Raw genomic sequence first — 26,071 nt, 5'->3', positions numbered from 1 at the left:
GGGCTGAGCCCGTCTTGATCACGCCATTGCGCAGCGAACTCTCCCTCATCCGGTCACCGCAACCGGCGCGATTTCAGGATTACAGAGTTCAGCATCTCCGGAGAAACCCCTTGTCCGACTCCATCGAAATCACCCGTGCCACCCGCGAGGAGGGCTCAATCCTGCTCGCGCTCATTGACGCCTTGGCCGATTTTGAAAAGCTCCAAAAACCCGTAGGGGAAGCCCGCGCGCGATTGTTGGAGCACGGCTTTGGCGAGCGGCCCCGGTTCGAAACCTGGCTGGCCCGGGTGGAGGGTAAAGCGGTCGGCTACGCCCTGGCGTTCGAAACCTACTCCTCCTTCCTGGCCCTGCCCACCTTCTACCTGGAGGATCTTTTTGTTCTGCCGGAGTACCGGAAGAGAAAAGTCGGGCTCGCCCTTTTCACGCATCTCGTTGGGGAGGCGCAACGCCGCGGCTGCGGTCGCATGGAATGGGCGGTGCTTGATTGGAATACAGGCGCCCTCCGTTTTTATGAACGGCTGGGGGCACGGTGGCTGAATGATTGGAAGGTCTATCGGCTCACGCGGGACGACATTGCGGCCATCGCTGGCGGCTTTCAGCGGGAAAGCTCCGATGCCCGGGGTCGTCACTAGGAGCGCTTGATGTTCATCAGCGTCATGTCGTCATGAGGTTTTGCATTTCCGCAAAAGGAAAGCACGTCGGCAATGAGAGCTTGAATGAGTTGATCATCTGACAAATTGCTCCGCGCTTTGAGGAACGCCGTCAGTCTTGTCTCGCCGTACTCCACTTCCTCCGTATTGAATGCCTCAGTGACACCATCGGTGAAGAGAAACAGGCGGTCTCCGGGTGCCAGCTGGGCGGCGTTGTCAGAGAAGCGGGCCTCACGATTGATTCCCAGGGGGATGGAAGTGGCGGGAAGGCGTTCCATGGACTGGTCATGGCGGATCACAAACGGCGGGTTATGGCCCGCGTTGACGTATCGAAATTCGCCGGTCGCTGTGGTCAATTCCCCATAGAAAAAAGTCACCAGGCTATTGGAGGGGATATTCGTGCAGAGATATTCGTTGAGCTTTGCGATCAGCTCGGAGCCGCGGAACCCTGCCGTAATGAGCGTGCGAAGACTGCCTTGCAGTAGGGCCATGAGTAATGCCGCCGGCATTCCCTTGCCCGCCACATCGCCAATGACAAACCCGACGCTGCTTTCATCCAACTCGATAATATCAAAGTAATCTCCCCCCACGGTGTTCGCAGGCCGCATGTGGCAATGGATGGTGATGCCCTCCTGTACAAAGGGCTTCGACGGGACAAGGCCCAGCTGGATCTGCCGGGCAATCTCGAGGTCACCTTTGAGGTCCAGCTTGTCCCGTAATTCCATGCACAGGAGAACGATCAGAAGCACGATCGAGATGAACCACCAGACCCTCCCCGACGTATCGGGCAAAAGAATACCCATTTTGCCCTGACCTAAGACCTCGATAAAACCCAGCAGTAAACCGAGGATTGCGACGGCAAAGGCAATGCGCCGCGGCGGGCTGAGCCGGTAAGCCAGCGCCTGGAAGATTCTCCAAAAAGCCGTTGGGTATCGTTTGTACCAGTGAAGACGCCGCAGGGAATCAAAGTCGATCTCCCGGGTAAAATAGTTAAACGTCTCGCGCGTGTCGTGTTGGACCAGTTTGCGGAGGTCCTGGCCAGTGACGTCCTTGGTGAAGAGCTCCCGCAGATTCCAGTACACCGTGTCCACGCGGCGATGCCCGGTCGGGCCCCTTCGCTCTTCCTTCGGAGCCTTTGCCGTCTGCTTGAATTGTCCGGCAAAATCCGAAAGGCGTTGGCGCATGTCCGCAAATTCATCTTTGAAGGTCATTTTCTGCCTCAGACACGGGAAGAGGACCGATCTTGAACTGTTCGCCCAATTGTGATTAAATTAACAAAGGGAGTCAATCAAATTGGATGGGGAGCGGATGGATTGACTCAGAAGACGAATCGGATCGAGACCGATGAATTTCCCGCTCCTGATTAATCTATTCCCCGGATTTCCTGTATAAAGAGATGTGGAATGATTCCTTTTTCGAGGTGGAGTCTTTCTTGTTCCTCGCTTCGGTCGAACATCGCCAAGGAGGCCAGCAGTGAAAAACACCTTCTTATATAAACAAATTCTGGTCGTGACCGCATTCTGCAGTCTATTAATTGCCGTTTTCTCCCTCTTCGGGGGCGGACCCCAGCAGCCGGCCCCTCCGGGAACCATTCGCATCCGTGTGACGCTGATTCCGGTCAACGTCCGGGTCACCGACAAGGATGACCATCCTGTCCTCGATCTGAAAAAGGAGGATTTCATCGTGCTGGAAAACGGGGCGCGTCAGGACATCCGGCATTTCTCCTTGGAAACATTTACCGCGACTGCGTCCCAGGCCCCGGAGAAGCCTCTTCTTCGAAAAGTTCCCCGGCTGGAGCTGGTGCCGCAGACGGCTCGAACCTTCTTGATTCTGCTTGGGCGGGGTCGACTGGAACGGCCTTTCAAGGGTGTCGATGCCCTGATCCAGTTTGTGCGAAATGACCTTCTGCCTCAGGATCGTGTGGCGGTGTTCGCTTATAATCGTGCGACCGATTTCGCCACTGATCATGAACAGATCGCCCTGGTGCTCGAGCGGTACAAGAAGATTCATGAGAAGATCGAATCACACATGGAACTTCGTTTCAGCGGACTCGCCGCCATTTACGGAAGCAAGGAGATCCCGAAGTCCTTCCAACCCGACATCGACAAGATCTTTGAAGCTCCCGGGGCCCTCGCGTCCCGCCAGGTCCCTCCGGGACGTATCACCGATTCCGGCCAGCTGGCGAGAGATACGAACGAGGTGAGCACCACCCTGCAGCGGATGGAAGCCGACAACGCCCTTGGAACCTCCGTTTCCTCCGTGTCGTCCTTCGACCAGCTTCAGGCCAATGCGCTCACTGATCTGCCCTTTGAGGAATACGTAAGTACGAACGCCATGACCATGCAGGATCTCCAGAACATCTACACCTCGATCGAGTACCTCCGGTACCTTGAGGGAGAAAAACACTTATTGTTTTTCTCTGAAAACGGCCTGTTCCTCCCCCGGCTGGAAAATGACAAGAGTATCGCCGCCATGGCGAACGATGCTCGGGTGTCGATCGACACCTTCCAAACCGGCGGGGTGTACCTCAATCCGAGTTTTGGTGCGAGTACCGGAGCGCTACCTCGCCGAATCCAGGGTCCAGGCAACCCGAATTCACCGCAGATGAACCTGGGGAGTTTCAGCCGAACCTTTGCGCTTTCCAGCCTGCGCAACATTTCCCAAATGACTGGCGGACTCGCCTCCATTCATGAAAACATTTCTAACGCCCTGGCACGAGTGAATGAAGTGACCCGGGGGGAATACCTGTTGGGATACTATCCCAAGAACACCGACTGGAACGGACAATATCGTCGCATCACGGTTCGGGTCAACCGTCCCGATGTCAAAGTCTCCTTCCGGCACGGGTACTATGCCCGCGAGACCCTGGAGCCGTTTGACCGTGAGGCCTTTCTTTCCTACAGCCGCATCACAGCCGCCGCCGGATACACCCAGGACGTCAAGGACCTTCCCTTCAAGGCGGAGTCGCGGGAAGACAGGTCTATGCCGGATAACCCGGTGGTCGTGATCGATATGAAAGTCGATGCGTCAAGGGTTCCATTCCGGACGGTGAACGGACTCCACCAAGGGAAGCTTTACATCACCGTTTTTTACGGGGACTCAAAGGGGAGAACCCTGGGCGATCAGTGGGAAACCATGGAGATGAATCTGCGCGAAGAAACCTACCAACGGGTGTTGAAGGAAGGCATCCCGTTCTCGATGCGCCTTCCGTTGCAGGCGCCCAACCAGAACCTCCGGATTGTGGTCTACAACTACGACAGCGACAAGGTGGGAAGTGCATTCTCGAAGGTTCGTTAGTTGAAATGAGGTCTAACGTTTCCGGGAATCGGAAAGCCCGGATCGGGGACGGGAGGAAGACTTCCTGACTTTCTTCGGCTTCGAGGTCGCGGTCCGGGCCGCCTTCAGCGCGTCAACGTCTTTCTTGAGTTTTGGCAGTCCTCGCCAGAGGGCGTTGATCACCTTGTACTCGTCGAGCGGGATGGCTGGAATTCCCCAGACGACCTGTCCTTCACGGATGATCTTGCCGGGCAGGATGCCGCCTTTGCTTCCCACCACGGCCCCGCGTTTGACCCGGGCATGGTCCCCCATGCCGACCTGGCCGCCGATGACACAGTGATCTTCAATCACGGTTCCACCTGAAATCCCGGTCTGCGCGGCGATCACCACATCTTCGCCGATTTCCACGTTGTGGGCGATCTGGACCAGATTATCGATTTTGGTCCCGCGGCCGATGCGAGTGGCATCGAGCGCCCCGCGGTCGATCGTCGTGTTCGCGCCAATTTCCACGTCATCGCCAATCATCACAGTCCCCACTTGGGGAAATTTTTCGTACCGTCCTTCATTCGGAACGAATCCGAACCCATCGCTGCCGATGACCGCGCCGGCATGCACCATGCATCGCGCGCCGAGGGTGACGTCGTGGTAAAGGATCACGCCGGGGAAGATCCGGCACTCTTCTCCAATGCGCACGTCTGCTCCCACGAAGGTTCCTGCCCCTATCTCACATCGCGGGCCAATGGAGGCCGCCTCATCAATGACCACGTGGGCGCCGATCGCCACGTCGGGCCCCAGTCGGGCCGTCGAGGCAATGCGAGCCGTTGCATCAATTCCATGACAAATCATCCGGCGGGGATGAAACAAAGCGACGGTCTGTGCAAAGGCCAGCCGGGGATTGGGAACCAGGATGAGGGCCTTCGGCATTTGGTCCGATTTCGAAGAAGGGGGAACCTTGTCCGTCAAAGATTCGGCCAGGATGATCGCCCCCGCCGTTCCTTTGAGGGCTCGGGCCAGATTCTTGTCTGAATCGGCCCACACCACAGTGCCGGGTTTGGGATTCTCCAGCGACGAAACGCCATCCACCGTAAGGGAGGCCGGCCCCAGAAGTTTTCCAGCCAATCGCACCGCGAGCTCTCTGACTGTCATTCTCACCGGGACCTCTCAAATTCGTTGGAGATTCGATTGAGAACTGATGAAGGTCACGCCCACGCAGGATCGATGGGATGAGAGAGTGGATCGGGAGGAAAAGTCATGCCGCCGCACGGCAATACACAGAAACAGAAGAATCGTTCAAAGACTCCCAAACCCATCGCGTTTGTGAATCCTGCCCGCCTCTTGGAGCGGGCCTTCCTGGAACGTGCTATTTCTTCTTGGCGACACCGGGTTCGAAACACCGCCGGCATCGGGCCTCGTACATCCCCTTGGCGCCCACCACCACGCGCTCATCGCTCTCAATCAACCGCTGCGTGTGCATCGCGGGGTTTCCGCACCGCATGCAAATGGCCAGCGTCTTGGTGACCTCCTCGGCGATGGCCATCAAAACCGGCATCGGCTCGAACGGTTTGCCGAGATAGTCGGTATCCAGCCCCGCCACGATGACTCGTTTGCCCATATCGGCCAGCGTATCGGCGGCGCGGGGCAGGTCATCGCCCAGGAACTGTCCTTCGTCGATTCCCACGACTTCAGTTCTGGCATCCGTCCTTTGAAGAATCTCCTTGGCATCGCTCACGAGTTCGGCCCGGATCCTCACGTCACTGTGGGAGTAAATATGCTCTTCGCTGTAACGCGCATCGATCTTCGGCTTGAAAATTTGGACGCGTTGCTGGGCAATCTCAGCGCGGCGAAGCCTTCGAATCAATTCCTCGCTCTTGCCTGAAAACATGCACCCGCAAATGACTTCAATCCAGCCGATATTTCCTTTGGTGACGTTCATTGAGGAAGCCTCTCATGGATAGGCGCGCGGATTATAAAACGGCGCAAATGCATTCAGCAATGCTATTTTGAAGGCGTCTTTGCGTGAGATCAAATCGCGGGTCAGGATCCCCCAGGTCCCTTCATTGCTGCGGACATCGCGACGGTTCGAAAATTCGTCGATCACCTCCCCCAGCTCGCGTCGTGCGTCAACCACTTCACGGGCGATGGGGGTGGGAAGGACAATCATTCCACTGGCGCCGAACGCTCCGCGGGTGCCGTCGCTCACGTAAGCCCAGTTTTGGAGAAAGCAATGCCGGCCTTCATTTCCCCGGATGATCAGAAAGCCTCTTCATGGATTGGAAAACTCTTTCAGATCAAGAGCGGGCTCCCCGTACTTCTTCTGCAAAAACCTCCGCAATTCAGAAAAATTCGGGAGGATCAACTCTGCACAACCGAGGATCCAACCACTGATACCCTCCAACGGGAGGTGGCTGACCAGATAGACCGGAATGGCCCGGTGGAACGCCACCGTCAGTTCTCCCTGGGTGCCTCCTCCTTTGTGGACGTGCTCATCCCAATTGCAGATAACATAGCTCGCCCGGTTGGTCAAAACCTCCAGGTCATGTGCGATGATTCGACGCACCGTGGCCCGAAACCGATCGGGATCGCTGGTCTTCCACGCACGAAACGATTCATAGGTCTCTGCGCCCAGCAGCTGTGGAATCGCCTCGGCGGGATCATACACCTCGTGCCGGAGCGTCCCGGCGAGAAACGGCTTTAGTGCAGCACGCCAGGCACGGCCACCATCGGGTGAGTTTTCAATTGAGCCGGACAGGTAAGCAAGCATCAGGGTGTGTCGGACGGTTGCGAAAGGGTTACATCACCAGGCAATGGATTTTTGGCCCCCTTTAGAATACTGAAGTGCATTGTTTCTGTAAACTGGAAGTTCGACGGATACCGGTGGGGGAATGGATTCTCCTGGCGGCCCTTGCAGTCGCCCTCGTGTGGATCTTTGCGAAGTCCAACTCGCTGATTGCATTGCGCAGCCAGGTGATGAATAGGAACTGATCACTTCGACGCCTCATTGGCCCACGAGTCGTCCTCACCCGGGTCGATCGCCCATTCCGGAATCTCGATCAACCGATGACCAATTGCTTGACCGCTCCGAGGGTGGGCTCGATGATCGTTCCAGCGCCTGCGACCTTCATTGCGCTCGAGATATCTTTCAAGCCATTTCCGGTCAACAGGCACACGATCGTCTCATCCGATTTCACAAGTTCCTGCTGGACTGCTTTTTTCAGTCCGGCATAGACGGCCGACGCGGCCGGCTCGCAAAAGATAGCCTCGCCCCGCGCGAGTTCCGGGATCGCCGCGAGAATTTCATCGTCGGTCACGGTAAGGTAGGCGCCTCGGGTCTCACGCACGGCACGCACGGCACGCACGCCATCGCGGGGCAGATCGGCACTAATGGAATCGGCGACCGTCTGCGCGTTCACCGGGGTGATGGTTTCCGTTCCAGCTTTCCAGGCATTGTAGCATGCCGCCGAGCCCTCCGCCTGGATGCCCAGCAGCCTCGGCATCGTATCGATCCATCCGAGCATGAGCAAATCGCGCAGTCCCTTCCACAGGCCGCTGATGACATTACCGTCGCCGACTGAAACCAGGACAGCGTCGGGGGCCTTCCATCCGAGTTGTTCGCACAGTTCGAGGGACGCAGTCTTCTTTCCTTCCACCGTATACGGATTGAACGCCGTGTTCCGGCAATACCACCCGAATTCTTTCGACGCCTCCAGACAGAGATCAAAGGCCTGGTCGTAAGTTCCTTTGACCAGGAGGACCCGCGCTCCGAAAATCAGCAGTTGCGCGATTTTCGCCGGGGGAGCGGTTTGGGGCACAAAAATCACTGACGGCATCTTCGCTGCGGCGGCCAGACCGGCGAGTGCTGCCCCTGCGTTTCCGGTACTCGCGGTCGTCATCATGGAGACCCCCAGTTCACGCGCCCTGGCGACAACGACCGCACTCGCCCGATCTTTGAACGAGGCCGTCGGATTGCGGCCGTCGTCCTTGAAATGCAAATGGCTCAATCCCAGGTGCGGGCCCAGGGTCGTCGAACGATAGAGGGGCGTCCAACCGACGTGAACGGGGGGCGCAGACTCCCGGGCGTTGTCGAGCGGCAGCAGCGGCGCGTATCGCCACACCGAAAAATCGGCCGAACTGGAGATCGCACGAGGCGAAGTCAATTGGTTGATTTCACGGTAATCGAAAATCGTATCGAGTATGCCATCGTCGCCGTGTTTCGGACACACGTAGCGCGTGGTCCCGGGGTCGTATTCGGAGCCGCAGAGGATGCATTTAAAATGATAGTTCATCAGAATCTCCTGATTCAGGTTGCAGGTTTCCGGTGGAAAGCATAGTCCTGGGTGTGCGGATCCAGGGGGGGCGGGCACCTGATTCCGGGATCCAACTTTCGCTTCGTGAGAAGCGAGGTCGAGGGCGATGGGATCTCAGAGAAAGGAGGGGATTCGCGGAGTCCCCCGGCAGGGTTCCATCGATCCCGCCGCACCCTGAATATGTCATGCGGGATGCGTACAGAAAGAACCTAGCCGCGGAGAATGTGCGTGCCAGTTTCACCCCGCAGGGCGCGGCCGATATTTTCCGGATTCGTGATGATCGCGTGTTTGCCGCCCGCTTCAAGAAACAACAGGATTGCCTCAATCTTGGGCGCCATCGAGCCCTTGGCAAAATGCGTCCCTTCGGCCAGGTACCGTTTCGCTTCGGCCATGGTCATCCGGTCAAGCCACTGCTGATTCGGTTTGCCGAAGTGGATGGCCACCTTTTCAACAGCCGTCGCAATCAGGAACAAATCCGCTTTGACCTCGCGTGCCAGCAGACTGCTCGCGAGATCCTTATCGATGACTGCTGCCGTGCCGCGATATTCGCCGCTCCCGACATCAACGACGGGTATGCCGCCGCCCCCGACCGTAATGACGATGATCCCCTGGTTGAGGACGGCCTGGATGGTCTCGAGCTCGACAATTTCTTCCGGGAGAGGGGAAGGAACGACGCGCCGCCAGCCCCGTCCTGCATCCTCGACGACGCTCCACCCCATCGTGTCCTTCCGCCGCATCGCCTCGGGCTGATCCATAAAGCCGCCGATGGGCTTGGAGGGATGGCTGAAGGCGGCGTCGTGTTGATTCACCAGGACCTGGGTAATGATCGTCGCACAATTCTTTTTGATCCTCCGGTGATGCAACTCGTTCTGCAGGGCCTGCTGGAGCTCGTATCCGATCGCGCCCTGCGTATCGGCGCCACACACATCCAACGGAACCTCGTGCATCCCCTCGACTTTGGCTGCGATTTCGGAACGGCGGAGAATGAAGCCGACCTGCGGTCCGTTGCCATGGCCGATCGCAACATCCCAACCCTGTTCGATCATATCGGCGATGTGACGTGCGGTTTCCCGTAGCGCGCTTTCCTGATCCTCCACCGTCTGATGATGCGAATCCTTGATCAGTGAGTTGCCGCCGATCGCGATGACCGCGAGCTTGCGTTTCAGTGCACTCCGGGCCGGTTTTTTCGCGGCTGGCCGGCTGATCTTCCTGACGATTCTCTTTTTCATCGCTCTCATTGGCCTCCTTCTGTCGCAGGGGTCGTGGTTGAAAAATCGAACCCCTGAATCCCGCGACGCTCGGACCGTCTAGCTCATGGTCAGCGCCATCGCCGCTTTTTGAACGTGCATGCGGTTTTCGGCTTCGTCGTACACCACCGAGTTGGGCCCATCCATGACCCCGTCCGTCACTTCAATGTTGCGGTCGGCGGGAAGGGGGTGCATGTAGATCGCGTCCGGTTTCGCCAGCTTCAATCGCCGTTCATCCGTAATCCACGACGAGTACTTGCTGATAATCCGGGCGCCTTCCTTCTCGTCCGACGTGTGCACCATGGCGCCCCAGGACTTGGCATACACGACATCAGCGTCTTTGAACGCCGCATCCATATCGTCGACGACCTCGAATCCCGACCCGAACTTCCTGGCCTGCTCTCGGGCCTGGTCCATGATCTCGGGCATCAGCTTGAACTCCGGGGGATGCGCCAGAACGACATCCAGTCCGAAACGCGGCATTTGCAGGATGAGCGACTGCGGGACTGACATCGGCTTCTGGTACGACGAGGCAAACGCCCACGAGACCACCATCTTTCTCCGGCGCAAATCGCGTCCCTTCTTCTCGATGACCGTCATCAGGTCAGCCAGAATTTGGAACGGGTGGTAGATGTCGCACTGCATGTTCAGTACCGGGACGCGGGAATGCTTCGCCACCTCGTTGATATACTTGTTGCCGAGCTTCCAATCGACGTGGCGAATCGCGATCCCGTCGAAGTAGCGGCCGAAAATCTCGCCGATTTCCTTGGGGGTGTCACCGTGCGCAATCTGCGTCGAGCGCGATTCAATGAAGGCGCCATGCCCTCCGAGTTGCGCCATCCCGGCTTCGAACGATCCGCGCGTGCGAGTACTGGAGAAAAAGAACATCATGGCAAGCACTTTGTCGCGGAGAAGTGCGTGCGGTTCATTCAGGGCGCGTTTGCGTTTCAGGTCGAAGGCGACCTCAAGCACCGTTTCAACCTCTTCCCGGCTGAAATCAAGATCTCCGATCAGATCGCGACCGTGTAAGTATGTCTGCATGATTGCTGTTTCCCTTTCCTGTTTGGTTTGATGGTGCGATGTTATGCATCACGGAACCCGCCGCAGCCTGAATCTAATCCCGTAAACGGAAGTCCTTGGCGAAGCGAGCTGGTTCGGTAAGATCGTAGATTGCATGAGCCCACTGACGGGCCTTTCGCCAACTCTTCAAATCTTCAAATCGTTGGATCTTTGCCATGGAAGCGCCCCGTCTTTGCAACTATTCAACTATTCAACAAACCAGCTGGGGATTATTCGACAGCGCCCAGGACGAGCGCGAACAACCCCATTTTCAGGACGACGCCGTAGAATGCCTCCTGCCAGTAACGCGACCAGCGGGTGATGTCCACATCCGGCGGAATCTCGTCCATGCGGGGGAGCGAGTGGAGCAACACCATATCGCTCTTCGCCTTGCTCACCAACAGTTCGCGGGTGATCTTGAAATTCGACGGCGTGAGCGGCCTTTCCTTGGGGGCCTCCTGTCGCGACTGTGAATAATCGGCCTGAATCACCGGCTCGACCAGAATCACATCGGCATTCGCAATGGCTTGCTCGACGTGCTCGGCTTCGCTGAAGTTCAGACCGTACTGTCGAAAATCCGCCTTGTATTCCTCCGGCATTCGCATATCGGGAGAGGTGGGGAAGAGCGCATTCGCGGGGGGGCCGACGAAGGTGACCGGGCAATCGAACTGGGTCAGCGCATATCCGAGCGAGTGCATCGTGCGCATTCGCATATCCCCCAGGGCGAGCCACCGCAAGCCGTCGATCCGGCCGCGTTCGCGCAGAACGGTGTAGAGGTCGGTGAGAATCTGGGTGGGGTGTTCGCCCCAGCCATCGCCTCCATTGATGACCGGTACAGAGGACCATTTGGCAGCTTCCTGGGGCGCCCCTTTCTGGAAATGGCGCATGGCGATCACATCGCCGTAGAACTCAAGCATCTTAACGGTGTCCTTGATGCTCTCCTGATAATAATCGCCGGCCCGAGTCATCTTCGCGTCTGAAAAGCCGGTCACGTGCCCGCCGAGGCGGTGCATGGCGGCTTCGTGGGAAAGACGGGTGCGCGTGCTGGGCTGGTAGAACGCCGTCACGAGCGTTTTGTTCTTGAGCAGGTCGCTGTTGCGGCGATCGCGCGCGATGGGCTCCAGACGTTCCGCGATTTCAAAGATGCGCAAGAACTCGCTCCGCTCGAATTCCTTCAGCGACAGGATATCGCGACCGATAAAACTACGCATGGTGAATGTCTCCTTGTGTTTGAGTGAATCTCGCTTTCAGCTGAGCCGCCCTTCCTTTCACCGATCCAGCCCGTGAAACGAAGGCAGCCCTGCCATCACGCACGGCCGACCGTGACGTTGAACTCATTGATCAGCTTGTCAAACTCCACCACTTCGTCTTCCAGCAGCTTCCGCCAGTAGTCCGGATTCCACTGCGCATCCAGCTCCTCCACGGTTTTCCCCTGCTGTTCGACCCAGGTGAAGTACTTGAGGTTGTGGATCGCCTTTCGTTCGTAGTGTGTCAGTTCCTTGTAGTGATCGATGCCCTGGTGCAGAATGGAGGCGGTGTGGTCCTTTGCCGCATCCATCGTCGAATACTTTCCGCGTTCGTGTTCGAGCTCCTTGAGACGGGAACCATACAGCTCGACCGAGTCGGTAAAGATCGTAAAGACAACATCCTGCTCATCGAGCTCGAAATATTTCGCCGTTTTGATGGACGCGAGCAGGTTTCCGATCGACGAGATGCCCAGCAGAGGCAGCATGCCCCCCTCGGCGTCGGAGATCCCCTCGCCCTCCAGGTATTTCCGGCCGGCGGCTTCATTGAAGAGGCGCAAAACCCGCATGCAGTCCTCATCGTCGATCGCCGCTACGGCATCGGTATTTCGAACGTTGTGCACCCACGGCACGTGCTTGTCACCAATCCCCTCGATGCGATGTCCGCCGAATCCGTTCATCAGCAGGGTCGGGCACTGAAGAGCTTCGGTGGCAACCACCTTGAGGTGGGGAAACTGCTTCTTCAGGTGGTCGCCGGCAGCGATCGTTCCGGCAGATCCGGTCGCGGAGATGAACGCTGCCGCGCGCTTCCCTTTGAGCTTCAACCGGTTGAAGACTTCCTCGATTGCAGGACCAGTCACATTATAATGCCAGATCGGGTTGCCAAACTCCTCGAACTGGTTGAAGATGAAGTTTGACGGATCCTTTTTCAATTCCCAGCACTTGTCGTAGATCTCCTTCACGTTCGATTCGCAGCCCGGTGTGGCGATCACCTCAGCGCCGATCTCCCTCAGCCACGTGAAGCGCTCCTTCGACATTTCTTCCGGCAGAATGGCAACTCCCGTACATCCAAGAAGCACAGAGTTGAACGCACCACCTCGGCAAAAGTTGCCCGTCGAGGGCCAGACGGCCTTGTTTTTGTCCGGGTCGAATTCGCCGCTCACCAGCCGCGGCACCAGGCATCCAAAGGACGCGCCCACTTTGTGTGCACCGGTCGGAAAGTACTTGCCGACCAGTCCGATGATGCGCGCCTTCACCCCTGTGATCGCCCGTGGTATCTCAAGAGAATTTACACCGCCGTACAATCCGGATTTGATGTCATTCTTCCAAGTGATGCGGAAGAGGTTGAGGGGATTGACATCCCACAGTCCGACTTTCGAAAGTTTCTTCAGCACCGCCTGGGGGATCAGGCTTGGATCTCTCATCTGCGCGAAGGTGGGAATGACGACATTCCGCTCCCGGCACCGGGCGGCTGTTTTCTTAATGACGGATGGATTGAGTTTGTGGATGATCTGCGACATAGGTAGTCTCCAAGATGAATTTATCTATTAGAATGGTACTATCATTTTCACACCTTCATTCGCCCGGCCCCCGTGCCATCCAAGGCAGCGGCTGCTTACCGGTGAGCACGATCGCCGAGCTCAAAGCATTCGCCCCCTGGACAAACGCAGGGCAGGGGCGAAAATTGAAGGAGATTGCCGTTCGGATTAACTGCTGATCGTAGGGTATGCCGACTTGTGCGCTACGGTTCGATGAAAGACGCGAGGAATGCGGCCCTGGCAGATTTATGACTCGTCGGCAAATGCTCTGTCCAGGGTGACGTGTTGTCGGTGATCAGTTAATCGTTTCGTCCGGAGTTTCCTCTCTGGCATTTCAGACGGCGAACCTCGAAAATCAAGGCTGTGAACTATATCAAATTTCTTGCCTGAACATAAACCTAAAACTCTAATTCGCCAGAAGGAAATCGTTGATTCATCCAACGAAAGTGGATGGGAGATGATCTTGTCCACGGGCCGGTCATTCATTCCTGGTCTGTCTGGATGGGCAATCCAGGAGAAAGAAAACGGCTCCGGATGACGGGTTTACCGGTTTCCCGACCGGATGTAGTCATCCGTGCCGTTCACCCAGTCCCATCGAACCGGGCTGAAGATATCGAGGTCAACGGTATCCTCCAGGGCCTTGGCGGCATGCGGGACATTGGAAGGGATGACCATCGACTCCCCTTTCCGGAGCACAATGGTCTGGTTGTTGATCTCAAATTCCAGCGCTCCTTCGAGAATTGACGTGATTTGTTCGCTCTCGTGGGAATGCGGCGGCACGACGCACCCCTTCCTGAGTCGGACGATGGCCACGGTCTGATGTTCACTCGAAATCATCTGCCGGGTAAGCAGGGGAGTCAGCTGCTCGACTTCGATATCTGTCCACTTTTTGATCTGAATGTCCATAGGATGAATTGAACTCTCCTTCGAGGTTCTCGCACGAGTCCGCGCGATTGGGCCTTCTGAATTTCGGGGAATAATCTCACCGGCCCCGGAAATGCTCAACAACTTTCTTCGCGAGCTTGGGTCCAACCGCTCCGCTCAGCGCCTCAAAGGACGACTGCTTGATCTCGGCCACACTCCCGAAATCACGCAAGAGCCGCTGTGCGGTCTTCGCCCCCACTCCCGGGATGGCAACCAGCTCCGTCGACAATGTCCGCCCGGCCCGGCGTTTCCGGTGGAACGACACGGCGAACCGGTGCGATTCGTCCCGGATATGCTGGATCAGGTGCAGGACGGGACTGCTTTTCTCCAGGGCCACGGGTTCGTTCTCGCGGCCACGAATGAAAATGATTTCCTCGCGTTTGGCAAGGGCCGCCAGCGGCTGGGCGACCAGGTCCAGCGAATCCAATGCGGCTGCCGCGGCATGAAGCTGGCCCAGCCCGCCGTCGACAAGGACCAGGTCGGGCAGTTTCTTCTTTTCATCCAGCAGGCGCCGGTAACGCCGCATCACCACTTCCCGCATGGAGGCGAAGTCATCGGCGCCGACGACGGTCTTGATGAGAAATTTCCGGTAGTCGCTTTTCTTCATCCGGCCATCTTCCCAGACTACGCAGGAAGCCACACTGTCGGTCCCTTGAATATTGGAAATGTCAAAGCACTCGATGCGCCGGGGGGAAGTCTCCAAATCCAGGGCATCCTGCAATGCCGTGCTGATGGTTTTTGAGGAGGGCGTCAGGGTTCGAAAGCGCTGGTCAAATGAGATCTTGGCATTGCGCTCGACCAGCTCCACGAACTGTCGCTTGGCGCCCCGCTGCGGGGTGATGATTTCGACCCTCCGTCCGCGTTTCTCGCTCAGGATCTCCTCAAGTACGGGGCGGTCCTCAAAATCGAGGGGAACAAAGATCTGGGCGGGCGTGAACGATTCGTTCAGGTAGAACTGCTTGAGAAACGCCCCTAGAAATTCGGCCGGGTCATAGAGGCTGACTTCTTCCCAAAAATACTCGCGTCGTTCAACGACCCGCCCGCTCCGCATATGAAAAAGATTCAGCGCAGCCAGCGGCGGCTCCGCGTGGACGGCGACAATATCAAGATCGTCACTCCGCGTGGAGGCCAGCTTCTGTCGTTCCCCTAATTCCGCCACCGTCCCTGCCAGGTCCCGGTACTTGGCCGCCGCCTCGAATCGCTCCTCCTGGGCCGCCTCCTCCATGCGCAATTGAAGCTGCTCCGTGAGATTGGAAGTGCGTCCCTCCAGGAGCATTTTGACGTCATTGACTGCAACATCGTAACGCTCTTTGGAGCAGAGCTCGGCGACACAAGGGCCGAGACAACGTTTGATGTGGTATTGAAGGCAGGGACGCGGCAGGCCCTCGTCGATGTTGATGGAACAGGATCGCATTCCGAAGTACTGATGGGCCAGTCTCTTGGAACGGATGCCCAGACTGGCCGGGAAATAGGGCCCGAAATATTGAGCCCCATCCTGGCGGAGGCGGCGGGTGTAAATGAGCCGGGGGAATTTTTCTTGGACCGTCAGCTTAAGATAAGGATAGGTCTTGTCGTCTCTCAGGAGAATGTTGTAGCGCGGCTTGTTCTGCTTGATGAAGTTGTTCTCCAGGGCGAGGGCCTCATGTTCGTTGTCGACCACAACTGTACGAAGGTCAGCAATCTCCTGGACCAGACGGCTGATCTTGTCGTCGCGGCCCCGCGACTCCTGAAAGTAACTTCGGACACGTTGGCGCAACGATTTCGCCTTCCCCACATAGATGATTTCACCGGCTGTGCTCAAAAACAGGTACACGCCCGGCTCCGTGGGAAGACTGCTGAGAATTTCTTCTGAGAGGATCATCGCTTGAATACCTGAACTATCCGGGTTTCAGATCTGGATATGTGTTTCTCGTGACTGGACGAGAGCTATTATAAGGGAAAAGCACCGTGGGTGAGGAAATCGGATGGCTCGCCGTCAATCCTTCGCTTGAGTTTTCCGTTTCGAACCCCGCCTCCATAAACCAAGTGTCGTACCGGAATGATTCTCGATGGAAGGTACGGGGGCATTTACGCCACGAAGGATAAGCCGGCAACCCGCGTGGGGAGCCATGCCTATTGCAATTCGCATGAGGCCTGTGTTAGCCTTTGTGTGCTTATTTATCATCACCTTGAGAGGGACGAAGAAGGAGACTCTATGTCGAGTGCAAAGTTGGTGTTGCGATGTGTCACGATCCTGCTGCTCACATCTGTCGGTGTTTTGGCGGTCACCGGATGTGCCACCAAGAAATACGTTAAGCAACAAATTGATCCGTTGACAGGCAAGGTGGCAGAGATTGAATCCATCACCAAGAAGAATACTGAGGATATTCGCGACGTCGATAGCCGTGCCCAAGCGGGCATTCAGGCAGCCACTGCAAAAGCCGATGCCGCCGATTCCAAGGCAGCGACGGCGAACCAGAAGGCGGAGGCAGCCCAGTCAGCAACAGACCAGATTGCAAAGAATGTGAAAGATGTCGAGTCAAAACTGGGCAACATCGACTCTTACAAGCTTGCCGAATCAACCGAGGTCACCTTCAAGAGCGGTCAATTCGAGCTCAGCGACGAAGCAAGAGAGAAATTGGATTCAATGGCCGCCAAGGTCAAGGACCAAAAGGGTTACATCCTCGAAATTGAAGGGTTCACCGACGACCGCGGGAGTGACTCATTCAACCTGCAATTGAGTGAAAAGCGCGCCGAGAACGTCAAGCGTTACCTGGCAACCCAACACAACATCCCACTGTTCCGGATATCCGTTATTGGGATTGGTGAAGCCAAGCCGGCGGACGACAATAAGACGAAAGAAGGACGCGCCCGCAATCGCCGCGTTGAAGTCCGGCTGCTTCGGAGCACCGTGTAGGTTCTTGTTCAAAGTCGGTCTGCTCGAACGGGATTGCGGAGGAGAGCCACGACGTCGCGGTTTAGATTCAAGCGGGTCTTCGAGCCTTCGCTACAGGGGACGAAGAAATTTGAACAACCGTCCCGGGGCTGTTCACGGGCTCAATTATAAGGTTGAAAGGGAAGCGGCACCGGCTTTCATTTGGAGCATTTCCCTCGGCATAATAAAGGCGCCCCGTGAGATCAGGCTGGTCTCACGGAGCGCCTTTTTTTGAATCTTCGGATGTCCCTGGGCAGCCGGGGCTATGCGTAAATGCCGCGCAGCTTCGTGGTGTAGGCAACCCGGTCGATTGCCAGCATATAAGAGGCAATCCGCATGTTCACCCTGTGCTTGTCTGCGTAAGCGGCCACCGCATTGAAGCTGTCCACCATGATCCGCTCTAATTCGGAATTCACCACTGCCTCGGTCCAGAAGTAGCCCTGCCGGTCCTGCACCCACTCAAAATAGGAAACGGTGACTCCCCCGGCGTTCGCGAGGATGTCGGGGATTACAAAGATCTTCTTGGATTCGAGGATGTCATCGGCGGCTGCCGTGGTTGGACCATTGGCGCCCTCACAGATGATCTTGCAATGGAGCTTTTCGGCGTTCTGGCTGGTGATTTGGTTTTCGGTGGCTGCCGGAACCAGGATGTCGCACTTGGCTTCCAGCAGGGCCTCGTTCGTGCATGGGGTCGTTCCAGGCAGGGCCTCGAGCGTCCGCCTTTCCTTGTAGTGCCTTATGGCCTCATGTACATCGATCCCTTTATCATTCAAAATCCCGCCATTGATATCGGACAGACCGACGATTCGATATCCTGCCTCAAACAGGAGTCGGGCCCCAATGGAACCCACATTTCCAAATCCCTGAACTGCCACGCGGGTGTCTTCGCGCTTCATCCCGATCCGCTTGATGGCCTGGTCGCAACAGATCATGACGCCGCGCCCTGTCGCGTCGTGGCGGCCCTGGGATCCTCCCAATTCAATGGGTTTGCCGGTGACGACACCCGTGACGGTGTGGCGTTGATGCATGGAATAGGTATCCATCACCCAAGCCATGACTTGTTCGTTGGTATTCATATCCGGTGCCGGGACGTCGCGCTCGGGACCGAGGACATCAATCAACATGGCCGTATACCGGCGGGTCATCTTTTCCTTCTCGCCCATGCTCATGTGCGCAGGATCGCAGATAATGCCTCCCTTGGCTCCACCAAAGGGAATGTTCACCACAGCACACTTCCAAGTCATCCAGGCGGCCAGGGCCCGAACTTCATCCAGCGAAACGTTCGGGGCGTACCGGATGCCTCCCTTGCACGGCCCGCGCGCAATGTTGTGCTGCACGCGATACCCCGTAAATACCTTTAATTTGCCATTGTCCATCATAATGGGAATGGACACCGTGATCTCCCGGTCGGGAGTTCGGAGAATCTGATAAAGGCCCGGATCCAATTGCAGTTTTTCAGCGGCGATGTCGAACCGCGACATCATGGATTCAAACGGGTTCGTCTCTTTATCTTGCAGGATTGCTGTCATTTCAGCCCCCACCATGAAATTTGAGACATTAAGTGTTCAAAAAGTATATTGAAATGCACCTGCGTTATCAAGGGGAATCGGCCCTGGGCGGGACCAATGTCCCACCTCCACGCGGGGGGTGACACAATTCCCAACAGGAAGGGAAAAGGGAGGGTGGAATACGTTCGTTTCAGAAAAGAGCAGGGGCTGGGTCGCCTTGATCCCGGTTCTTCCACATTGTGCCGGCAGCAGCGGCTACGTCGCTGGCTCCGCGCTCTACCAGCTCCCACAGGGCGCGATCTTTAAGGATCCTTGACACCAGGGCGGTGTGCAGGGCGTGGCCCGCCCGTTGGGCGTTTACGCGAGCCAGCATGGGGGAACCCAGCAGAGCCAGGTCGCCAATCAGGTCGAGTACCTTGTGCCGGACAAATTCGTCCTTAAACTGCAGAATCGCTTCGTTCATCATCCCGTCGCGCGTCAGCACGATCGCATTCTCGAGAGACCCTCCGCGGATCAATCCATTGCGTCGCAGCATTTCCACCTCATCATAGAAACCAAAGGTCCGCGCAATGCCGACCTCAGTGCGGTAGCTCCGAGGGTTCATCGTACACTCAAAGTGCTGCCGGCCAATCAGGGGATGAGTGAAATCGATGTCATAGCAGAGGTGAAATTCGTTGGCGGGAGCGATCGAAATCATCTTCTGGCCGTCTCTTAATTGAAATTCCCGCCTGATCTTAAGAAACCGCTGTGGCCGGTCTTGAAATGTGATCCCGGCGGAATCGATCGCTTCCATATACAGGCGCGCGCTCCCGTCCAGGATCGGGGTTTCCAGGTTGTCAATCGCCACTATGGCGTTTGTAACGCCGCAACCATGCAAAGCGGAGAGCACATGCTCGACCGTGTAAATCAATACACCTTTCTTCATGAGGGTGGTCGCATAGCTCACCTTAGCCACATTGGTCGCTGAGGCCTCTATAATAAAATTGTCAAGATCGGTACGCTGGAAGACAATACCCGTGTCCACCGGAGCCGGCAGAAGGCGAAGGGTAACTTTTTGACCGGTATGTAAGCCTATCCCTGAAAGCTCTGAAGAAGAACGCAACGTCGTTTGTAACTGCAACAAAACGAATTCTCCTGACGTTCAGATATGAGATGGGCCGTGCCCTTGTCTGGTGGTGACACTCCCAATCATGTAAAGGGAGAGCAACTCTCTGGCCATCCGATCGCAGAACGTCTATCCTTTTGATTTAAAGTCGGTTGTCGATTCTCGGGGCGAGAGAGCAGATTGAGGCTGTTGTTAACTGAACACGTTTTCACAACGTGGCGAGGCTAAAACGGGACGAATGAACGATCTCCCGATGACGACTTATTTGCTTAAATGAATGCGAGATATGGTATTTTTGGAGCAGCAACAATTGTGAAACAATGCAAATTTAGACTTTGACGCGCTTTTGCCCGGGCACGCATGTGATTATGAACCTCGGATTGGGGGAGGCCTGTTAGTCACCAACTACGGCTCACGATGGGTTTTCAACATGCCTGAGCGAGCTGTCAGGGTGGATTGATCATTTCACGAAGAGGATGTTAGAAGACGATGACCAAGAAAATTCTCGAAAGGCAGTATCTGATTGACGATTTTGCGCCCAAGGAATCCTGGCGGCTGTTCCGCATCATGGCTGAATTCGTTGAAGGGTTTGAAACCCTGGCGCAGGTCAGCCAGGCGGTCACGATGTTTGGATCCGCGCGAGCGAAGCCCGGGTCGCATGAGTACGAGACCGCACGCGCCATCGCCTCCCTGCTGGCCCAGAACGGGTACGCGGTGATTACAGGCGGGGGGCCCGGGGTCATGGAGGGAGCAAACCGCGGCGCCTTCGAGGCGAAAGGGGAGTCGATCGGATTGAACATTGAGCTGCCGTTCGAGCAGAAATCGAATTTCTTTATCACCACGTTGCTGAATTTCCGTTACTTCTTCGTCCGCAAGGTGATGTTCGTGAAATACTCCCAGGCCTTCGTGATCCTTCCGGGCGGGTTCGGAACCATGGATGAGCTGTTTGAATCCCTCACTTTGATCCAGACGAAGAAGATTAAACCATTCCCGGTCATCCTGGTAGGGCGCGTCTATTGGAAAGGACTCATGGAGTGGCTGCGAAGCACCATGGTCGCCGAGGGGAAAATCTCGCCCCATGACCTTGAACTCTTCAAGGTTGTGGACACCCCGGGAGAAGTCCTCACGGCCATCAAGGAAAAATTCATTCCTGAATGTGTCAGGGTCCCGGTCGTCAACGGCGAAGATGCCGTCGATGGACCCCCTCCCAAGTGAGCGGCCTCAGATCTTCCCCTGAACCTACCCCAATGAATGCCGGCCCAAGATTGGCTTAAGCGGTCTTGAGTTTGCGGCGATCCTTGAGGTCCTGCAGCAGACGCTCAATCTCGTTCTCCTTCTCCAATTTGGCAAACTGATCGTCGATGTTATCTCCGAGCAGTTCCGCCTTCGCCTCGCTGACCGCCTCGCCATGGGCCACCTTGTCCTTCATCCGTTCAAAGGTGGCCCCTTTGGACTGGTCTCCCATCGACGCCTGAGCATCCATGGCCTTGGAGGCCGCCCGAGCGCGACGATGACGCGCGATCAGGAGATCTTTCTTTGATTCCGCCTCGGAAAGCTTCTGCTCCAGCTTGTGGAAGGCGCTCTTGAGGTTTTCCACCTGACTTTTCTGGTTCGCCACCTGCAGCTTGAAGCTCTCGGATAATTCCTGAAAGCTTTGGTGCCGGGCGAGCGCCGCCCGCGCCAGGTCGTCTTGATTCTTGTCCACAGCCAGCTCGGCCTTGCGCATCCACTCCCCGATTTTCTCCTCGTGCTCGAGCTGCTTCTTCTCGAGCAGGTGCAGATCAGCGATAGACACGGCCACCTGCGTCTTCACCTGGATCAGTTGGTTTTGCATGTCGAGGATCACTTGCTTGATCATCTTTTCGGGATCTTCGGCCTTGTCAATCAGGTCGTTCAGATTCGCACGAATCAATGTTGAAACACGGTCCAGTAATGCCATGGTCTTGCTCCTTTCTTCGTCAAAACTAAAGAATCCAAATCCTGCCTCGGTCCCGCCTCGGACGGGAGGGAAGCAGATCGGCTCTTCTTAAAGATCCTTCTTCCGCCGGTCTGCCTCCATCCATCCGAAATGCTGAGTTCCAAATCTCAAGCTCCCTTTAGCACAATTCAGGAGCGCTCGGGCTTTTCGCTCTTCTCGCCAATCGTGCGTACCTTCGACATCAATTCAGAGAGCTTCATCCCCGTGAGGGTTTCAAAGAGGGCAGGCACCTGGGCGACCATTTTTGTCATGTCGCCGGTTACCTTATTGATTCCTGCCGTGTCGCCATTACCGGTCGAGACGATGGTGATCCTGTCAACCTTGGAGAGCGGCTCTGCCAGCGCCCGGACGACATCCGGCAGGCCTGTCAGCAATTTGTCGAACACCGCGGCCTGGTTATACTCCTGGAACGCCTCGGCCTTGACGTTCATGGCCTTTGCCTCGGCTTCGCCCTTCTTGAAAATGATGTCGGCCTCGGCTTCACCCTGGGCCCGGATGGCATTGGCATGACCATCGGCTTCGGAAATAAGCTTCTGCCTTTCCGCGGCCGCGAGGGTCTCGATGCGTTGACGATCGACTTCCGCCTGCTTCAGTACCGTGGCGATCAGTTGCTTCTCCATGCGCAGGATTTCGGCTTCCTGGACCTTGATCTGTTGTTCTTTTTCCACCTGTTGAATCTTGACCGACTCGGTCGTCACCTGTTGTTGCATGACGTTGGTTTGAATCTCGTACGCCTTGTCCGCCTGCGCCTGCTGTTTCTTGACCGATTCCAGATACGAGGCCTTCTTCACCTCGAGATCGCGCTGAGCTTCAGCCTGTTTGGCGAGCGATAGGGTCTCCGCCAGCACCCGTTCCTGGTCGGCCTGGGCGCGCGCAATGGCCGCTTCCCTTTGTGCCAGGGCCCGCCGGATGGTGGTGTCGCGATCGGCCTCTGCAGCGGCCACGTCCGCATCCCGGCGAATCCGCGCCACATCCGGCTTTCCCATGTTGGCGATGTACTCGTTCTTGTCGCGCACTTCCTTGATCGTGAAGGAGATGACTTCCAATCCCATTTTGTTCATGTCGTCCGCGCACGTGGATCGCATGCGGTCGGCCACCATCTCGGGTTGCTTGACGATTTCCTCAACGGTAAGCTGGCCGATGATGCCCCGCAGATGGCCTTCCATGACGAGCCGAATAAGGCTCTCTCGCTCGGTGGGGGTTTTCGTCAGAAATTGTTCGGCTGCCGTGCGCACGGATTCGGGGTCGGATTTGACCTTGATCTGCGCCACCGCTTCGACGGTCACCGCCACCCCCTGCCTCGTATAAAGGTCCTGCTGCGGCGCCACGTCGAAGGACATCAGCTCCAGCGAAAGATCCCGGCAATTCTCCACCATCGGGAAGATGATGGTGCCGCCGCCCTGCACGATCCTCGTTCCCCGAAAGCCATAGACGATGAGCGCTTGGTTGGGTCCTACCTTTCGAAACATGGATGCCAGGAGTCCCATGAGGATGACCAGACCCATGATCATCATCCCCACCATGACCCACATCCCTACTGAGCCGTCCATAAACTTTCCTCCTTTGGACTTTTTGAGAACCGTTGAGATTCATGTTTCACGGTCGGCCCCCCGCCGCGCTGAACCGCCCGCCGGGACGCCCGGAAACATCCTTTGACTTCAACCCCCGCCGCCTCTCCCGGCCTGAGCCTCAGGGAGCCGCGTCGTTGCCTTTGGCCTCCTTTCACTTCGTGAACTCCTCCCAGCGCTGAACATAGGCGATCCCTTTTTCGTACCGGGTGATCACCACCTCCGTGCCTTTCTCGAGGCCGGTCCCGTCCACGCTTCGAGCCCCGGAGGTCTTCCGCGCCCCTGCCTGCGAAAAAATAATCTCTCCCGTACCCTGGGGACGGATGGGGCTCGAGATCCGGGCAAGGGTGCCGATCAAGTCAAAGTCAGCCGGATCGAGTTGAGTCTGACGAGGCGCCAGAAATTTCGCCATAAACACAAACACCACCGCCCCTCCCGCCAGCCCGCTGAGCGTCGCGACCGTGAGTCCCAACAGGAGCCAGAAGCGGTAATAGTGACTCAGCAGGTATCCCATCCCGCCAAACCAGGTCAGAAAGGCCATGACGGTTGAAAAATTGACCGGCGAGATATCAAATTCGCCCCCCGTGGACAACCCGTGATGCAAATGACCCAGGCCATGATTCAGCCCGTGGGCCGAGGCATCGAAAGAATGGAGATGCAGGTGAAGGTTCAGGTGGCCCATCACCAGCGAGACAATCGTCAGCGCAAATCCCACCACAAAACAAATCAGATAAAACGTTGTCATGAAAATCCCCCCATCATGAGAGAAAGAATTTTCCTCTCGTTCCCTCCAGACCGCGTTTCCTCGGCCTGCATCCTCTGTTCGTCCGGACCATGCAGATCCATCCTTTCGATCTTCGACGAGGGCCGGGGATGCGGCCGCCGGATCAAGCCAGCAGCCGGACCAGCTGGGCAAGCAAATAGAAAATCACCAGGATAAGAATCCAAAGGCGGTGCAGCATAAATCCTCCCTGACTTCCGATCCTTCGGTTATCGTTTTCCCTCTGCCCGGGGCTTCAAGACCTCCAGAAGCCGGTCGGGAAGTTGGGGTGTCTCCATGATGGCACCCAGCAGGAGCAACAGCCTGCGCGAGTCATCCCGTTGGGCAATTTGGAGCAGCACCTGGCTCAAATCCCCATCTTCGTGAAACCGCTCCGCCCCATCAATGAGCCAAAGATCCAACTGATCCTCCTCGACTCTCAAGTCGGAGGTGAGCTCGGTGTGATAGCCGGCCGGGTCATCCACCAGGTAGCCGGGATGAACCTTGAAGAATTGCGCCAGCAACATGCGGGTCTTGTTGGTCAAATGCGGACGAACCCCTCCTTCAATCTGAGAGAGGTAGGCCTGGCTAAGCGTCCTGCCCTGTTGCTTCTTGATGGCCCGCACCGTCTCCATCTGGGTCATCGGCCTTCCCAGCCCCCGGAGCGTCCCCTCAACCGACCGCAGATAGCGAATTTTGTTTCCCAGTTTCATAGTAGTGTTGGTTATATAACTAATTGCGATTTATATATAGCATTAAGCTATATTATTTGTCAAGTAAAATCGGAGGGCGGGAGGTCGTTGTGAAAAGAAGGCCGGGGGGACTGATCTTGGCGAGCCTTCTCAGCTGACCTTGTGAACGTTCAGTGTTTGGACGGGGTCTTCCTGGAATCAGGAGGGAGTGGGGCAGGAGGATCCGGGCGATGGGAATTCACGCCGGCGTCTATTGGCCAAGTATGGATCCAACGGTCTGAATTGTTTTTTCGATGTCGTCCCTCGAGACATCGTAGTGTGTCACCATTCGCATGTGAGTGGGGTTGATGCCATTCGCCAGGACACCCTGGTCCTTCAGTCGTCTTGAGAATTCGGAGGTGTCCAGGCCGGTGGAGGAGATATCAAACACCAGAATATTGGTTTGGACCTTGGCGGGATTGATCTTGACCCAGGGAAACGCCGCAAGCGCTGCCGCCAATCGTTTGGCATTGGCGTGATCTTCAGCAAGTTTCGCAGGATGCTTTTCCAGGGAGATCAGACCTGCTGCCGCGAGAACCCCGACTTGTCGCATCCCCCCTCCCAGCGCCTTGCGATAGACCCGGGCCTTCTCAATGAAGGTCTGGCTGCCCACCAGCATCGAACCGACCGGCGAGCCCAATCCCTTGGACAGGCAGAACATGATGCTGTCGAATTTCCGGCTGAGGTCGGCAACGGACTTTCCAGTGGCCACGGAGGCGTTAAAGATTCGCGCCCCATCGAGATGAACCGGCAGGCGCGCCTCGTGGGCATGGTCACAGATGTCCTCTGCCTCGGCTTGCGGATAAATCGTTCCTCCCGCCATGTTGTGTGTATTTTCCAGGGTGATCAGGCTGGTGGGGGCCACATAATAAATATTCGGGCGGATATGTTTTTTGATCTGGTTCCAGGTAATGGCGCCATCCTCACCGTGGATGGGCCGGGCGAGTGAACCCGAGAAAGAGGACATGGTCGCCATCTCATAATTAAAAATGTGGCTGGATTCCTCGACGATGACCTCACTGCCGGGTTGGCTGTGAATCTTCACGGCAATCTGGTTCCCCATGGTTCCTGTAGGCACGAACAGGGCAGCCTCCCGTTCGAATATCTCCGCGGCCCTTGCCTGGAGACGGTTCACCGTGGGGTCTTCCATGTAGACATCATCGCCCACTTCGGCGTTCAGCATGGCCTCCCGCATCTCGCGGGTCGGCCGGGTGACCGTATCACTTCTCAAATCAATCCAAGGATTCATAAGGGTTCACCGCCAC

General features: G+C 56.7%; 23 protein-coding genes. 4 read left to right on the top strand and 19 right to left on the bottom strand.

Features of this window, described 5'->3' with window-relative positions:
• The first annotated feature begins 110 nt into the window (after positions 1-110).
• The gene (locus LAO21_01885; protein ID MBZ5551441.1) at positions 111-632 is read left to right on the top strand and encodes a GNAT family N-acetyltransferase; all 522 of its coding nucleotides are present in this window, start codon (positions 111-113) and stop codon (positions 630-632) included.
• Here LAO21_01885 and LAO21_01880 read toward each other — a convergent pair.
• Complete coding sequence (locus LAO21_01880) at positions 629-1,861, bottom strand: serine/threonine-protein phosphatase (protein ID MBZ5551440.1); 1,233 nt, start codon at positions 1,859-1,861, stop codon at positions 629-631. The two genes, LAO21_01885 and LAO21_01880, sit on opposite strands and share 4 nt — an antisense overlap.
• A gap of 262 nt (positions 1,862-2,123) precedes the next feature.
• Between LAO21_01880 and LAO21_01875 the strand changes: the two genes are divergently transcribed.
• A complete protein-coding gene (locus tag LAO21_01875; protein MBZ5551439.1) occupies positions 2,124-3,947 on the top strand; it encodes a VWA domain-containing protein in 1,824 nt (607 codons plus the stop codon).
• Between the two features lie 12 nt (positions 3,948-3,959).
• On the opposite strand, the gene lpxD is transcribed toward LAO21_01875, so the two are convergent.
• The 11 genes from lpxD to uvrC all read right to left on the bottom strand — a co-directional run bounded on the left by lpxD (position 3,960) and on the right by uvrC (position 16,103).
• The gene (gene lpxD / locus LAO21_01870; GenBank protein ID MBZ5551438.1) at positions 3,960-5,072 is read right to left on the bottom strand and encodes a UDP-3-O-(3-hydroxymyristoyl)glucosamine N-acyltransferase; all 1,113 of its coding nucleotides are present in this window, start codon (positions 5,070-5,072) and stop codon (positions 3,960-3,962) included.
• Positions 5,073-5,286: 214 nt separating this feature from the next.
• On the bottom strand, positions 5,287-5,859 hold the full coding sequence (locus LAO21_01865; protein ID MBZ5551437.1) for a thymidine kinase: 573 nt from the start codon (positions 5,857-5,859) through the stop codon (positions 5,287-5,289).
• 12 nt (positions 5,860-5,871) lie between these two features.
• Complete coding sequence (locus LAO21_01860; GenBank protein ID MBZ5551436.1) at positions 5,872-6,180, bottom strand: DUF84 family protein; 309 nt, start codon at positions 6,178-6,180, stop codon at positions 5,872-5,874.
• A gap of 9 nt (positions 6,181-6,189) precedes the next feature.
• Positions 6,190-6,687, bottom strand: a complete 498-nt coding sequence (locus LAO21_01855; GenBank protein ID MBZ5551435.1) for a hypothetical protein — start codon at positions 6,685-6,687, stop codon at positions 6,190-6,192.
• A 289-nt stretch (positions 6,688-6,976) separates the two neighbouring features.
• Positions 6,977-8,209, bottom strand: a complete 1,233-nt coding sequence (thrC, locus tag LAO21_01850; GenBank protein ID MBZ5551434.1) for a threonine synthase — start codon at positions 8,207-8,209, stop codon at positions 6,977-6,979.
• Between the two features lie 230 nt (positions 8,210-8,439).
• A complete protein-coding gene (arcC, locus tag LAO21_01845; GenBank protein ID MBZ5551433.1) occupies positions 8,440-9,459 on the bottom strand; it encodes a carbamate kinase in 1,020 nt (339 codons plus the stop codon).
• Between the two features lie 78 nt (positions 9,460-9,537).
• The gene (locus LAO21_01840; protein MBZ5551432.1) at positions 9,538-10,518 is read right to left on the bottom strand and encodes an ornithine carbamoyltransferase; all 981 of its coding nucleotides are present in this window, start codon (positions 10,516-10,518) and stop codon (positions 9,538-9,540) included.
• A gap of 248 nt (positions 10,519-10,766) precedes the next feature.
• Positions 10,767-11,747, bottom strand: a complete 981-nt coding sequence (locus tag LAO21_01835; protein MBZ5551431.1) for an aspartate carbamoyltransferase — start codon at positions 11,745-11,747, stop codon at positions 10,767-10,769.
• Positions 11,748-11,842: 95 nt separating this feature from the next.
• Entirely contained in the window at positions 11,843-13,300 is a 1,458-nt protein-coding gene (locus tag LAO21_01830; protein MBZ5551430.1) for a pyridoxal-phosphate dependent enzyme, read from the bottom strand.
• 561 nt (positions 13,301-13,861) lie between these two features.
• Positions 13,862-14,224 (bottom strand): cupin domain-containing protein, encoded by a 363-nt coding sequence (locus LAO21_01825; protein MBZ5551429.1) that lies wholly within the window; start codon positions 14,222-14,224, stop codon positions 13,862-13,864.
• Between the two features lie 76 nt (positions 14,225-14,300).
• On the bottom strand, positions 14,301-16,103 hold the full coding sequence (gene uvrC, locus LAO21_01820) for an excinuclease ABC subunit UvrC (GenBank protein MBZ5551428.1): 1,803 nt from the start codon (positions 16,101-16,103) through the stop codon (positions 14,301-14,303).
• Positions 16,104-16,436: 333 nt separating this feature from the next.
• On the opposite strand from uvrC, the gene LAO21_01815 reads away from it, so the two are divergent.
• Positions 16,437-17,138: an OmpA family protein gene (locus LAO21_01815; GenBank protein MBZ5551427.1), complete on the top strand. Its 702-nt coding sequence runs from the start codon at positions 16,437-16,439 to the stop codon at positions 17,136-17,138.
• A gap of 281 nt (positions 17,139-17,419) precedes the next feature.
• On the opposite strand, the gene LAO21_01810 is transcribed toward LAO21_01815, so the two are convergent.
• Both LAO21_01810 and lpxC read right to left on the bottom strand, forming a co-directional pair.
• Positions 17,420-18,685 carry a Glu/Leu/Phe/Val dehydrogenase gene (locus LAO21_01810; GenBank protein MBZ5551426.1) on the bottom strand — a complete coding sequence of 422 codons (1,266 nt, stop codon included), beginning with the start codon at positions 18,683-18,685 and terminating at the stop codon, positions 17,420-17,422.
• A 169-nt stretch (positions 18,686-18,854) separates the two neighbouring features.
• Positions 18,855-19,784, bottom strand: coding sequence for a UDP-3-O-acyl-N-acetylglucosamine deacetylase (lpxC, locus tag LAO21_01805; GenBank protein MBZ5551425.1), 930 nt, complete (start codon positions 19,782-19,784; stop codon positions 18,855-18,857).
• A 474-nt stretch (positions 19,785-20,258) separates the two neighbouring features.
• On the opposite strand from lpxC, the gene LAO21_01800 reads away from it, so the two are divergent.
• Positions 20,259-20,984, top strand: a complete 726-nt coding sequence (locus tag LAO21_01800) for a TIGR00730 family Rossman fold protein (GenBank protein MBZ5551424.1) — start codon at positions 20,259-20,261, stop codon at positions 20,982-20,984.
• 55 nt (positions 20,985-21,039) lie between these two features.
• On the opposite strand, the gene LAO21_01795 is transcribed toward LAO21_01800, so the two are convergent.
• The 5 genes from LAO21_01795 to LAO21_01775 all read right to left on the bottom strand — a co-directional run bounded on the left by LAO21_01795 (position 21,040) and on the right by LAO21_01775 (position 26,055).
• Positions 21,040-21,708, bottom strand: coding sequence for a PspA/IM30 family protein (locus LAO21_01795; protein ID MBZ5551423.1), 669 nt, complete (start codon positions 21,706-21,708; stop codon positions 21,040-21,042).
• Between the two features lie 167 nt (positions 21,709-21,875).
• The gene (locus LAO21_01790; protein MBZ5551422.1) at positions 21,876-23,297 is read right to left on the bottom strand and encodes a flotillin family protein; all 1,422 of its coding nucleotides are present in this window, start codon (positions 23,295-23,297) and stop codon (positions 21,876-21,878) included.
• Positions 23,298-23,469: 172 nt separating this feature from the next.
• On the bottom strand, positions 23,470-24,060 hold the full coding sequence (locus LAO21_01785; GenBank protein ID MBZ5551421.1) for an NfeD family protein: 591 nt from the start codon (positions 24,058-24,060) through the stop codon (positions 23,470-23,472).
• A gap of 245 nt (positions 24,061-24,305) precedes the next feature.
• Entirely contained in the window at positions 24,306-24,788 is a 483-nt protein-coding gene (locus tag LAO21_01780) for a transcriptional regulator (protein MBZ5551420.1), read from the bottom strand.
• A 229-nt stretch (positions 24,789-25,017) separates the two neighbouring features.
• Positions 25,018-26,055, bottom strand: coding sequence for an aminotransferase class I/II-fold pyridoxal phosphate-dependent enzyme (locus LAO21_01775; GenBank protein ID MBZ5551419.1), 1,038 nt, complete (start codon positions 26,053-26,055; stop codon positions 25,018-25,020).
• Between the last annotated feature and the right edge of the window lie 16 nt (positions 26,056-26,071).

This window comes from Terriglobia bacterium (assembly GCA_020073085.1).
Classification (GTDB): domain Bacteria; phylum Acidobacteriota; class Terriglobia; order JAIQFV01; family JAIQFV01; genus JAIQFV01.
Note: the sequence above shows the minus strand (reverse complement) of the source record. Positions and strands in the feature narration are given on the sequence as shown.